At 40.6% G+C, this 12816-nt stretch carries 12 protein-coding genes and 1 tRNA gene; 6 read left to right on the top strand and 7 right to left on the bottom strand.

All coding sequences use genetic code 11. The annotated features are described in order from the left end of the window. Positions 1-2571, top strand: a complete 2571-nt coding sequence (locus tag HMPREF9145_RS02165; protein WP_021824721.1) for a glycoside hydrolase family 88 protein — start codon at positions 1-3, stop codon at positions 2569-2571. Positions 2572-2666: 95 nt separating this feature from the next. Here the strand turns inward: HMPREF9145_RS02165 and HMPREF9145_RS02170 are convergent. From HMPREF9145_RS02170 to HMPREF9145_RS02180, 3 genes are all read right to left on the bottom strand, one after another. Continuing rightward, positions 2667-2739: transfer RNA gene (locus HMPREF9145_RS02170), tRNA-Lys, on the bottom strand. A 182-nt stretch (positions 2740-2921) separates the two neighbouring features. Beyond that, positions 2922-4028, bottom strand: a complete 1107-nt coding sequence (locus HMPREF9145_RS02175) for an AI-2E family transporter (RefSeq protein WP_021824566.1) — start codon at positions 4026-4028, stop codon at positions 2922-2924. 5 nt (positions 4029-4033) lie between these two features. Next, complete coding sequence (locus tag HMPREF9145_RS02180; protein WP_021824668.1) at positions 4034-4618, bottom strand: thymidine kinase; 585 nt, start codon at positions 4616-4618, stop codon at positions 4034-4036. A gap of 1080 nt (positions 4619-5698) precedes the next feature. Here HMPREF9145_RS02180 and rsmI point away from each other — a divergent pair. From rsmI to HMPREF9145_RS02195, 3 genes are all read left to right on the top strand, one after another. Continuing rightward, positions 5699-6409: a 16S rRNA (cytidine(1402)-2'-O)-methyltransferase gene (gene rsmI / locus HMPREF9145_RS02185; protein ID WP_036906232.1), complete on the top strand. Its 711-nt coding sequence runs from the start codon at positions 5699-5701 to the stop codon at positions 6407-6409. Positions 6410-6415: 6 nt separating this feature from the next. Continuing rightward, positions 6416-7270 carry a Cbp1 family collagen-binding glycoprotein adhesin gene (locus HMPREF9145_RS02190; protein WP_036906297.1) on the top strand — a complete coding sequence of 285 codons (855 nt, stop codon included), beginning with the start codon at positions 6416-6418 and terminating at the stop codon, positions 7268-7270. A gap of 64 nt (positions 7271-7334) precedes the next feature. Next, a complete protein-coding gene (locus tag HMPREF9145_RS02195) occupies positions 7335-7910 on the top strand; it encodes a manganese efflux pump MntP (RefSeq protein WP_021824713.1) in 576 nt (191 codons plus the stop codon). A gap of 138 nt (positions 7911-8048) precedes the next feature. Here HMPREF9145_RS02195 and HMPREF9145_RS02200 read toward each other — a convergent pair whose 3' ends face one another. Genes HMPREF9145_RS02200 through HMPREF9145_RS02210 form a run of 3 tightly spaced genes read right to left on the bottom strand, consistent with a single transcriptional unit; the run spans position 8049 to position 10290 of the window. Next, on the bottom strand, positions 8049-8486 hold the full coding sequence (locus HMPREF9145_RS02200) for a hypothetical protein (protein WP_021824643.1): 438 nt from the start codon (positions 8484-8486) through the stop codon (positions 8049-8051). Positions 8487-8494: 8 nt separating this feature from the next. After that, on the bottom strand, positions 8495-9724 hold the full coding sequence (locus HMPREF9145_RS02205) for an outer membrane beta-barrel protein (RefSeq protein ID WP_021824499.1): 1230 nt from the start codon (positions 9722-9724) through the stop codon (positions 8495-8497). Further along, a complete protein-coding gene (locus tag HMPREF9145_RS02210; protein WP_021824623.1) occupies positions 9721-10290 on the bottom strand; it encodes an RNA polymerase sigma factor in 570 nt (189 codons plus the stop codon). The genes HMPREF9145_RS02205 and HMPREF9145_RS02210 overlap by 4 nt, the downstream gene beginning before the upstream one ends. A gap of 207 nt (positions 10291-10497) precedes the next feature. On the opposite strand from HMPREF9145_RS02210, the gene HMPREF9145_RS02215 reads away from it, so the two are divergent. Beyond that, on the top strand, positions 10498-11115 hold the full coding sequence (locus HMPREF9145_RS02215) for a DUF4840 domain-containing protein (RefSeq protein ID WP_021824697.1): 618 nt from the start codon (positions 10498-10500) through the stop codon (positions 11113-11115). Positions 11116-11303: 188 nt separating this feature from the next. Then, positions 11304-11492 (top strand): hypothetical protein, encoded by a 189-nt coding sequence (locus HMPREF9145_RS02220; protein WP_021824764.1) that lies wholly within the window; start codon positions 11304-11306, stop codon positions 11490-11492. A gap of 329 nt (positions 11493-11821) precedes the next feature. On the opposite strand, the gene HMPREF9145_RS02225 is transcribed toward HMPREF9145_RS02220, so the two are convergent. Next, the gene (locus tag HMPREF9145_RS02225) at positions 11822-12346 is read right to left on the bottom strand and encodes an outer membrane beta-barrel protein (RefSeq protein ID WP_021824529.1); all 525 of its coding nucleotides are present in this window, start codon (positions 12344-12346) and stop codon (positions 11822-11824) included. Between the last annotated feature and the right edge of the window lie 470 nt (positions 12347-12816).

A 12816-nucleotide genomic window follows, 5' to 3' on the forward strand; every position in this document is an offset into this window, starting at 1 on the left:
ATGAACAAATTATCATTATTGATTTTCTTCGTATTCTTTCCGTTGTTCGCATTGGGCGATGGTTGGAATGAAAGCGAATACCAAGCTATTGAGCATGCTATTGAGCAACCAAGGATTGCCGATAGGTCTGTAGTTATCACGAAATTTGGAGCAAAGACGACGGCCTCGGCGGCACAAAATCAGCGTGCTATCCAGAAAGCTATAGCCTTTTTAGCTCGTCAAGGCGGTGGAAAAGTGGTCGTTCCTGCAGGAAAATGGCATACGGGGGCATTGCGTTTATCTTCTGGAATCGAACTTGTTGTGAGCAAAGATGCTTTACTTCAGTTTGTGTTTGAACGTTCACTCTATCCGTTAGTAAAGACATCTTGGGAAGGAATGATGTGCTGGAATTACAGTCCTTGCATTTATTCTTTTGGCTCAGATGACGTTGTTGTGTCGGGAGAAGGTACGATAGATGGCGGTGGTTCGAATGAAACGTGGTGGCCAATGTGTGGAAAAGAGGTCTTCGGATATGTCAAAGGAGTTACTAAGGAGGCACAAGTGTTAGGCTCACGCAGACGACTTCAGCAGATGGCCGAAGACGATGTACCCTGGGATGAGCGTCGTTTTGGGTTGGGATATGGGCTTCGTCCCCAGCTCATTAACTTCGTAAAAGGAAACCGAGTGCGTGTTTCGGGCGTTACTTTACTAAATTCTCCTTTCTGGGTTATACACCCTTTACAATGTAAAAACGTGACGGTTGATGGCGTAAAGATATGGAATGAAGGACCAAATGGTGACGGATGTGACCCTGAAGCGTGTGAAAACGTGCTCATTCAGAATACACATTTCCACACAGGGGATGACTGTATAGCCATTAAAAGCGGTCGAAATAACGACGGAAGACTTTGGAATCAGCCTTCAAAGAACATCATTATACGACGTTGTGTGATGGAAGATGGCCATGGAGGTATTGTGATTGGGAGTGAGATTTCAGGCGGATGTATGAATGTTTTTGCCGAAGATTGCACGATGGATTCACCTCATTTAGACCGTGTTTTGCGTATCAAAACAAACAATTGTAGGGGTGGTCGTATCGAGAATATCAATGTTCGGCGCGTTAAAGTGGGGCAATGTAAGGAGGCAGTAGTTAAGATTAACCTTGATTATGAACCTCAAGAACCATGTTATCGAGGCTTTGAACCAGAGGTAAGAAACGTGAATGTGGAGCAAGTTACATGTCAAAAGAGCGCTTATGGTGTGCTGATTGTGGGACGAGATAGCGTAGAAAATGTCTCAGATATATGCTTAAAGGATTGCGAATTCAATGGAATAAGCAAACAAAATGTAAGAATTACGGGGAAGACTCGAAACGTTTCGTTCGATAATGTTAAAATGAATGGCTCGTTAGTATTGTCTGCTGACAAGAAGCCTTATAAGCATTTGTCTGAATGGATGGCTTATTCGGAGATGAAACGAACGCCAAAACCCTGGCTACTTGACTTTGCTTCAGCCCCTCGTTGGAGTTATACTGTGGGCATAGAATTAGAGAGTTTATTAGATGTTTACCATGTTTATGGGGGCGATTCTATTAGGAATTACCTGACGACGTATTGCAAAAAGATGATTGATCAGCAAGGAAAGGTGACAGGGTATGACTATAATGCCTTTAATCTTGATAACATTCGGCCGGCTAAATTCATTCTCAAGATGCAGCAATATGCCCCTACTCAGGGTGAGAAAAAGGCCTTAAAGACTTTTATGAAGCAACTACTTAAGCAGCCAAGAACGTCAGATGGCGTCTTCTGGCATAAGGCAATATACGCTAATCAAGTGTGGCTTGACGGCATCTTTATGGGCTTACCATTCTATTGTAACTATGCTTTGACAAACTATTCTGACCGAAAAGCGCGTGCGATTCTTGACGATGCAGTTCATCAAATACTACAAACCGATTTGCGAACTTATGACAAAACAACTGGTCTTTGGAAGCATGCTTGGGATGAAACTCATAGTCAATTCTGGGCAAATCAAGGCAATGGACAAAGTCGTCACACGTGGGCTCGTGCGCTGGGTTGGTACGTAATGGCCATTATGGAGTGTTTAGATGTCATGCCGAATGACTATCCTCGCAGGGCCGAACTTGTGGCTTTATTACAGAAAACAATGCAAGCGGTTGTGCAATATCAAGACAAAAAGAGTGGGGTTTGGTATGATGTGATGGATGTTAAGAGTCCAAAGAACTACTTGGAAAGCACTGCTTCGTGCATGTTTTCTTATGTCTTACTGAAAGGTTCACGTAAAGGCTGGCTCAGTTCTGACTTCCGTGAGGCTGGAAAACGTGCCTATCAAGGCATCTTACAGCATTTCATTCGGGTGAATAATGACTTGACTCTCTCGCTAACGGATTGCTGTAGTGTGAGTGGTTTAGGGCCAGGTAAGGGCCCGTTTGTGCCAAAAGGTAAGGAAAATTATCGCAGAGATGGAAGTTTTGACTATTATATGAGCGAGCCAATTCGTGATAACGACCCCAAGGGAATAGGCCCTTTTATCTGGGCTTCGCTTGAAATGGAGCAATATAATGCTCAATAATATAAGCTTTTGGGGTTCAAACAATAAATCAAACCCATTCAAAGAATAACATAAAAAAAGAGGAGTTCATTTGTGAACTCCTCTTTTTCGTTTTGTGACTCGCATGGGGCTCGAACCCATGACCCCAACATTAAAAGTGTTGTGCTCTACCAACTGAGCTAGCGAGTCAGTCAACTTCCTGTTTGAAAGCGAGTGCAAAGGTAGTTATTTTAATTGAAATAAAGAAATGGTTACAAAGATTATATGATTTAATTTAATATATTTAACAAATCGTATCTTGTCTAACGATGACTTCATTTCCATTTTTAAGCAACCTTGCTTGGCTGAATTTATAACTTCATTACCATTATTTATTCCTTTATTTCAATACCAACGTTGGGCTTATCTTGGCCTTGTTCCTCCTTGGTTACATAGCGTTGCCAGTATGCAATGATGAGCGTTGTCAGCGGAAGTGCCACAATCAGTCCAATAAATCCCAGTAAAGCGCCCCACACAGAGAGTGATAACAGCAAGATAGCTGGGTTTAATCCCATTGCTTTTCCCATGATTTTAGGTGTCACAATAAAGTCAGTTATCACTTGAACTACAGCGAAAACAAGCAGTGCTAAGCCAAAGATTACCCAGAAGTTTTGACCCGTATCAGCCGCTTTTAGCATAGCCAAGAAGGCAGTAGGGATTAGTGCAAACGTGTGAAGATAGGGCACAAGGTCGAGTATTCCGATAAGGATTCCAAGACCGATTGCCATGGGGAAGCCTATGATCGTAAAGCCAATGCAGAACATTATGCCGAGACATAGTGCCACAAGTCCTTGTCCTCGCACATAGTTATTAAGCTCGTGTTTCACATCTTGCATTAGTTCCTGCCAGAAAGGACGGTTCTTTTTGGGGAAGATTCGAATCCAATTGGCTGTCAGATACTCATAGTCCATGAGGATAAAGAACGTATATAATAAGGTGATTGCAGATGCAACGATACTCCAAATGATGCTTGCTGTCTGACTAACAAACGAGAAAACCTGGGGCATTGCGGTTTTAATGGTATCGCCAAAGTCCTTACTTTTGAAGAAACGTTCTATCTGATTTTGATTCGCTTGCACCCATTCCGAGATGTAATTTGTTATGTCATTGGTGTGTGTTGTGTGGTGAACCCAACGCATAAGTACGTCTTGCAGTCGGTCAAACTGCGCTATCATAGGAGGAAAGATGAGGTAACAAACGCCACCGATGACGCCAATCAGCAACAGAAAAGTCAACACAATGCTGATTGCCCGCACATGAATGTGGAGCCTCTTTTCAATGAATTGCACGATGGGATAAAGCAGATAGGCTATCAACCATGCAATAAAAAAGGGTAGAAGTGCACCGCTTAGATAGTTAACCAAAAGCAAAACACCGATGACAAGCAGGCCTGTTCCTGTCCAACGGATAAAGCGATCGAACGTAATTTCCTTTCTCATTATTCTTACTTCCTTTCTTCTTTTAAAGCTTTTTGATAGCAGTCGCGACACAATGGTTCATATTCTGTCTCCTCGCCAAGCATCACACGGTGTTCATTTTGTACCAATCGATGACTTACATAGGCAAGCGCGCCGCAACGAACACATATTGCATGCACCTTCGTTACTTCGTCGGCGATGGCACAAAGGGCTGGAATTGGACCAAAAGGCACACCTTTATAGTCCATGTCTAAACCTGCAATGATGACTCGGATGCCACGATTGGCCAACTCGTTACACACTTCTACGAGGTTATCATCAAGGAATTGAGCTTCATCAATGCCTACAACGTCAATGTCAGATGCCAGCAACAATATTGCAGCCGATGAGCTTATAGGAGTAGAATGAATGGAGTTCTGGTCATGACTCACCACGTCTTCTTCAGAATAACGCGTGTCAATAGCCGGCTTAAAGATTTCAACTCTTTGCTTAGCAAACTTTGCCCGCTTCATTCTTCGAATCAGTTCTTCGGTCTTTCCCGAGAACATTGAACCGCAAATCACCTCAATTCTGCCCGGGCGATGTGCCTCTATAATTAGATTTTCCACCATGATGGCTACAAAGTTAAGAAAAAAATAGGATATTGTCATCGCGGAATTGCAGAAAAAGTATAATCATTTTATGAGCCATATTGAATGGTTCTAAAAGTCAAATTCCATCGGCTGGCTATGTTGTTTTCATGAAATTAGTTTGTGTTTCCTGTTTTCTTCTGACCTTAAGCCTTATTTGTTATGAGCTGTTTTGTATTAAATAAATAGCTTTATTGCTACCATTTAGGTCCAAGCAATTATGACTTTCGGTTTCAAAAGTTCTCATTTCATTCACCTCTTATTTATGAATGATATTATAATTTAAAGCAATTCTTTACTTGTTTTGGTGCATATTTATCTACGATAACTATTGTATTATTGCATAAGATGAGTCAAATTCAATACTTGTTTTGTAAATTTTATAGTGCAAAATTTAACACTTCGCGAAGCTATCAAATAGAAATAAGGAAGTGGTAAATCTCATTTTTTGTCGTTGTTCAGTGCTATATGTTTCACAGAACCATAGCTTTTACGTTGCCATATGAGGCATTTTGCATGGTGTTTTGCGTCAAACAATCGCGTAAAATCATAGCGTTTGGCTCGTAATCTGATAGAGATTGTTGAGAAATTCATGTGATTTCTCGGAGTGTTTTGAATCTTTACAGCTAACTATTTGATAGTGAGTGGATTGTGAAGGACGCTAAAAGGCGGCTTATTTCGCCTGAAGTTGTAAGGTGTTTCAAATTCGCTCGTATTTTGAAGTCTATTGTAAGGAAAAGAGATTTGTATTAACATATTTTCTTTATCGTGGTGTTTTATAACTTTATTCATTTGGATTTGCACTTTTATTCTTGGCAAACTAAAACAGAGTTATATAGGGATTTGTGTGTAATCATCCTGTTTTCGTGTGATGACGAGGGAAACTTTATGGCTTAGTTTCTTCAATTTTATGGTATTTGTAGGCCTAAAAATGCAAATTAAAACATTTTGTTTGATAAAAGAAACAATTGTTTTCACTTCATGAATGAGGTTTTAAAAATTGCAAAGAAATATCATGTTTTTTTGTAAATAATAGATAATTGTTTATATTTGTGAGTGATTATGGGAACATTATACATAGTACCGACACCCGTAGGCAATATGGAAGACATGACATTGAGAGCCATTCGGGTGCTGAAAGAGGCCGATTTGGTGTTGGCAGAAGATACTCGTACGTCGGGCATTCTATTCAAACACTTCGACATCAAGAATCATTTGATGGCCCACCATAAGTTTAATGAACATGGTACTTCGGCTGGAATTGTTGAACGACTTAAGGCTGGTCAGACGATAGCATTAGTCAGTGATGCGGGTACTCCGGGTATAAGTGACCCAGGTTTTTACCTTGCTCGCGAGGCCGCTAAAGCCGGAATAATGGTTCAAACCTTACCCGGCGCAACGGCATTTGTACCAGCTTTGGTCTCATCGGGACTGCCGTGTGATCGTTTTTGCTTTGAAGGTTTCTTGCCACAAAAGAAAGGTCGCCAGACACACCTGCTTGCTTTGCAGAACGAAACACGTACAATGGTGTTCTATGAGTCGCCTTATCGATTGCTGAAAACACTGCAACAGTTTGCTGAAGTGTTTGGAGACGAGCGCCAAGTGAGTGTTGCGCGTGAGATATCTAAGGTGTATGAGGAGCATGTTCGTGGCACATTACGCGATGCCATCGAACATTTCACAGAGAAAGACCCACGGGGCGAGTTTGTAATCGTAGTCGCGGGAGCAAATATAAAGAAAGAAAAAGAAAAGAAACTAAAATTAGAGGAGTGAATGATTATGAAGAAAATGTTTTTTATTTCAGTTGGTATGATGATGCTGGCTGTTACTGGTTGTAACCAGAACAAGACGAAAGAGGGGGCTGTTAACACTGAACAGAATGACTCAATACAGCAGATTCTCTCTCAGAAAGATAACGAAATTAACGAGATGATGGGCCTAATGAACGAGGTTCAAGAGGGATTTCGTCAGATTAACGAGGCCGAAAACCGAGTTACTATCGCTAAAGACGGCGAGGGTTCTGATAAGAAACAGGTGCTAAGAGATAACATAAAGTTCATTACAGAGCGTATGCAGAAGAACCGAGATCTCATTGCTAAACTGCGTGAACAGCTTGCAAACAGCTCGTTAAAAGGTAGCCAACTCAAGTCAACTATAGACAACTTGGTTAAGCAATTGGATGAAAAGGATCAGCAATTACAGCAACTTCGTGCTGAACTTGATGCCAAAGATATTCATATTGGAGAGCTCGATGAGACGATAAATCATTTGAATACCAACGTAAGTAACCTCACAACAGAGAGTGCACAGAAGTCGGAAACAATCTCAGCACAAGATAAACAGCTCAACACGGCATGGTATGTGTTTGGTACAAAGAGTGAACTTAAAGAACAACGCATTATCGCTGACGGTAAGGTTTTACAAGGAAACTTCAACAAAAACTACTTTACCAAGATTGATATTCGCGTGGATAAGGTCATCAAACTCTATTCAAAGTCTGCACGATTGCTGACACTTCATCCTGCAAGCAGTTACACTTTGGCACGTGATGCCAATAAAGAGTACGTGTTAACAATAACAAATCCGCAAATATTCTGGAGCACAAGTAAATACTTAGTCATCCAGGTTAAATAATTATTAGAATCAAACGAGACTCCCCTTTGTTTCTACATGGGGGAGTTTTTCTGTGTAATCATTAATGAATCAGCTTGATATTTGGTTCCTTGCAGTGGCATTAGCCACCGATTGTTTCACTGTTTCGATCGCCTGTGGCATAATAGTTAAGCGCATGGAGTGGGGCATAACACTGCGTATGGCCTTACTCTTTGGCGTGTTCCAAGCCTTGATGCCGCTGCTCGGATGGCTTGGAATAAGTAACTTTTCCCATTATCTTGAAGAGGTAGATCATTGGATTGCTTTCGGACTTTTAGCCTTTTTAGGAAGTCGAATGATTCGAGATGCGTTCCTTCCTGTTGAAGATCATTTGATGAATCCACGTCGCTTCAAGACGCAATTCCTATTGGGTGTGGCCACAAGTATAGACGCTTTAGCCATTGGAATATCGTTTGCTTGCATGGGATTTAAGCAGGTTTCATCTCTTGATTACCCACTTTTTGTGATAGGAATCGTTGCCTTTGTGTCTGCAATTATAGGCATGTGGCTCGGTGTTCGCTTTGGAAAACCTTTGGAAAGACGCTTGAAACCTGAGCTGTTAGGAGGCATTATATTGATTATTATTGGTGTAAAGGTATTGATTTCTCACCTTTGTGGCTGAAACTTTTGAATTGAATCAAAGCGTGTTTTATTTCAAATAATAGCGTCAAAACCTATTATTTATTTTACATAATGAATCAAAAAAACGCACATTCTCTTTCAAAGGAATGTGCATTTGCTTTGTGTTAATGATGTTATTTCATTCTTTTGAGGCATTGTTCTCAATCACTTCTTTGTCTATGTATTTACGATTGACTACGAGAATAAAGAAAGGTTGCGTGTAGTAAGATTGCTTTTTACCACGTATAACCTTATAGTTTAGCACGAGTGTATTGCCTTTTTGCACCAGAGATAAAGGCTGAATATCTGTCGATATGCTTGTTTCTGGCAGCACTTTAGCAATGACAAACTGCTTCTTAAAATCTATTTTAGTCGGTTCTCCGCCTTTACCCATGACGGCAGCCATGCCAAAATAGTGATTAAACTCATGCTCGTTAGTCACCTTTAATGACGCTGGAAGCGACGTATTATTACTGAAAAAGTAGTTCTTTGCCACGTTATATTGAATCGTCTTTTGACTGCAAGTACAACCCCATAACAGGCAAACTGTACACAAAAGCATAATTAGTTTCGTCATTCTTTGATTTATTTTGAAGTGTGGATTCTAATTCCTAACTGTATTTGGAAGCTTGTTGGACGATGTTTATAGCTGTTTTCTATGTCACTTCCATTATTAAAATAGTGGCTCATTCCAGGCTCTACATAGAATCCTGTGTTATTATTTATTTGATATTCTAAGCCTAAGGATGCATTAACAGCCCATTGGAGAGGCGATTCTTTGAGGTCAATGGTCTTAGGACTGAAGTCGCTCTTCATTTCAGGTTGAGGCAAACGGAGTTGGCCTTTGACAAGTTTCTCAACCTCACCTCCTGCTGTTGCATAGGCTTTTAGCCGCTTATATTGCCACAACCGATAACTAACCGATAGGGGAACACCAATATAATGCAAGCGTTGTTGCCCCTCTTCACCTTGCTCTTTGCCTTGATTTGTGATACTTGCAGACAGGAAACTATAGGTCAATCCCGTGTGAATTGTCCAATCATTACTTAGTTTTCTGCCCACCGATACACCTATTTTAATCGGTAAATGATGGTGATATTGCTTCGTAGAAAGCCCTGGAGCACTACTCAAATAATGGCCATTCTTATTGGGATTTGCCATGACATCAGCCATGATTCCATGGTTAAATGTGTTGCCAATTGCCTGGGTTGACATGCCTCTTCCACTCATATATACACCAAATGTAAGGCGTTGAGGCGTAGAAGAAACAAGCCTTTGTGATAAGATTTCTGTAGGATTGCTGTATGTTTCATCCTTTGTTACGGGCCGCTTCATTGGCTTTTGCCTCGTGCTGTCTGTGCTGTTAACGACTGCTTGGCTTTCAACCATATCATTTTCTGAGGTTGAAGCTACTGTTGTTTCAGTCACCCCAAGCGTTGATACAACATGTTTGTCCTTTTTCTTTGCCCACCAAGACGTTGCTGTTTGACGCACATTCCCATGCAAAGTGGGGCTATCCGTGTCGCGTTGCCCTTGTTTTGCGCTCTCCTTTGGCTGTTGTTGTGAGACAAGCGCATTCGTTTCAGGTACAGAACTACGTAGCCACCACACGCCAACTCCAGCGATGATCACGGCAACAGAAGCTGCTGCAGCCCACCATTTAGGCGACTTTCCAACATGAGACGAAACAGATGGTGACGCAGATACAAGGCCACGACGAACCATTTCGACTTTAATGTCGTCGAGTAATCCCTTTGGTGGCTCTTGCGTATGCCCCTCGAAACGGTGTCTTATGTCGTTAATCCACTTGTTCATTCTGTCATTCTGTCTTGTTTCTGATATGATTTTATCATACGGGCCAACATGAGTTTAGCTTTATAAAGCTGTGAAGCTGAAGTGTCAGCCTTTATGTTTAACTGTGCAGCGATTTGCTGATGACTTAATCCTTCGATAACAAACAGATTGAAAACTGTGCGATATCCTGAAGGCAACTGACGTATCATTGCCGTAATTTCTTCGGCACTAAGTGAGCCAATTTCGGGCTCTTCGTCTACTACATCGGGTGGTTCTTTATCCAGAAAACATTGCTCTTGTTTTGCTTGTTGACGCAAAAAGAGCAGCGATTCATTGATAACGATGCGCGTAGCCCAGGCTTTTAATGACCCCTTTCCACGATAGTTGAACGTGCGACCTTTATCAAACATCTTAATGAAAGCCTCCTGAAGTATATCTTTTATGTCTTCATTCTGGGCGACATATCGTGCACATACGGCCGTCAGTAGAGGCGCATATTCAGCATACAACAAGTCTATAGCAGTGGCATCTCCCCTGTTTAACTTGCGAACAATAGTCTGTTCATTATCTCTACTGAATAGTTTCATGCCACGCGCAGCTCTTTTTCTTTAGTCTTATAGCGTCATTCTAAGCTTTGTTTGACTTCATTTTCTTTAGTCCTTTCACTTAGTAAATGCAAAAATAAGATAATCTTGTCTATGTAATTAGAATTTAACAATCATTTAACATAACGTGAGGCAAGGTTCTGTTTTCATAGGTATTTTAGGAGTAGATGAATCAAATATAACAATAAAATGATGAAAAAGCAAACAAACAAATTATCTTTTTGGCTGGTGGGATGCCTTGTAATGTTAGGTCTTTCCTTTGCAGCTTGTAATCCAGGTGGGGATGATAATCACACACTTACCCCAGAACAGCAACAACAAGCCTATCAACAGGCGAGAGGAAACTATGCTGGTAAGCTCTTCTTTAGCCGCTTGGATGCTACTAATGGCAATATTGTTAAAGACTCTTCTGCCATTCGTTGGGAAATTAATACAGACTCAACGTTGATTATTAAGGCCTTTCCTATGCGGTTATTTGCCGAATATGTGAACGACAATGCATTGAAAGCTGCACTGCGTAATGCACCAGATCAGGACATCAAATGCTTCACCTATTATTATCATCTCAATCCGGTAGGCTTCTTAATCAGCCCTGTTTCGCCTGTTTTCACTCTCAATTATGGTGGTCAAGACCATAAGATTAGCATAGCTTTCTTTATTCGTAACAGCTATTCTTTTGGCGTTTTGAACAGAGCTCGCCTATCACAGATGCAGATTATAGCAGCTTCTTTGCAGGTAGATGCAATGTCGTCAACCTATCTGAAGAAGAGCGTTGGCTTCGTTTTCCAAGGAAATGGAAGCCGATAATTCGGTTAATTGACTCGCTTTTTAAGGCAAGTTGAAGGCTGACCTCAATCAAAAAGTCCGCACAAGTCTATCGTATAGGTTTGTGCGGACTTTTGTTTTATGGGCTGAAATGTAGGAATGTTGTTTATGGATTGTAAAGATATATGGTCTAAAAAACGATACTTCGGGAGCTTGCAAATAGGAAAATAATGGCTGAAAAGTCGGGGTTTATTGTCTCTGTTGATAGGTTTGGTGAAGGAAAAAACTTCGCTTTTGCGTATGAAGTGGGACATATTGGCCAACGGATTGCAGCAAACGACGGCACGTTTTCAGTCATATCTGATTGTTGTTTGCGTCATATTGTGTTGCGAAATGTGGCAGATGGGGTCATACGATGATGATATTTGGATGAAAAAATGACGCTGTTTTGTTAATCGTTTGATACATAGTGGTTTACAAGAAGGCTAAAAACTTGCGTATTTTCGACCGAAAGGATTTTATTTTAGAATAGGAAGAGTTTTCTAAAGGCTTTTGTAAAGATTAATCAAATACTTTGATAGATTTGTGGGTTGTATGCAAAGTAGCAGATAATTAAGGTGAAAAGGGCGATATGTTTTCGTCAGATGATAATGAGAATGAGGGGCTATTGTGTTTTAGTTGAAAAGAAAACAGCCGGCTCCTTGAGGGAGTCGGCTGCCTTATACTTTAGTTTTTAAGAAACTTCTACTTAGAAGTTGTAGTAAAGACTGAATGAGATGTTGTTGCCATCAAGGTCAAGTCCATACTTACTAACCTTTGCGTTTAAGTTGTTGTTCTTAGCTTGTTGCCAGCCGAGGAAACCTACATGAGAAACAAATGAAAGCTTCTTTGTGAGGTTAACTGAAACACCTGGGCGAACACCTACAGTCCAAAGGTCGTTATCATTGCCTGCATCGTAGGTGTGTTTGTAGCCTAAACCACCATCAACGAATACGTTAACGAACTTCGTATGAAGGAAAGTGTAACGAGCATATGGGTTTACTTCAATGCTCTTTTCATTGCCTTTATTGGCACCTTCCCAACCGAAAGCAACACCAGCTGCCCAATCTTTGTTGAAGTTGTAACCAATTTCAGGAATAAATTTGTAAGTAGTTACAGTGGTGTTACCATTATCCTGACCGAAGATACTAAAACCACCACCTACATAGGTCTGTGCGTTTGCACTAACTGCAAGCCCGAAAGCTGCTACTAAAGTCATTAAAAACTTCTTCATAACTCTTCTCTTTAAAATTATTTATAACTCTAATTGTGGTGCAAAGGTAAATAAGTTTCAAGATGATTTCCAAAAGATTTAAGTTAAAAAGATTATAAAAAAGTATACTATATATAACGAAATTCCTCGCAAATCCACGAGTTTTGCGGGGTTTCTATATATATAAGGTAGAGAAATATGGTGTCAATTACGACCTTTTGAGACCGCAAAGTTTTTTCTGTTTCTTTGTCTTTAGAAAGTAAATAAAAGGTGTTTTCGTGCGATTTTGCATCGAATCTAATCATCTTTAATGCGGTTTTAACCCCAAAATTCTTGTTTGTGACCAACTTTATACGTACAAAGTGGTTTGTTAAGAGATTGTATGTGTTTCATAGAATGACCTTAAGGCAGAATTTGTTTGGCGGTTTCGAAGAAATGAGTTCCTGCATAATGGAAAATGAGTTGTAGCAAACCATGCCGTGTGAAAAGTT

Source organism: Segatella salivae F0493 (assembly GCF_000477535.1).
Taxonomy (GTDB): domain Bacteria; phylum Bacteroidota; class Bacteroidia; order Bacteroidales; family Bacteroidaceae; genus Prevotella; species Prevotella salivae.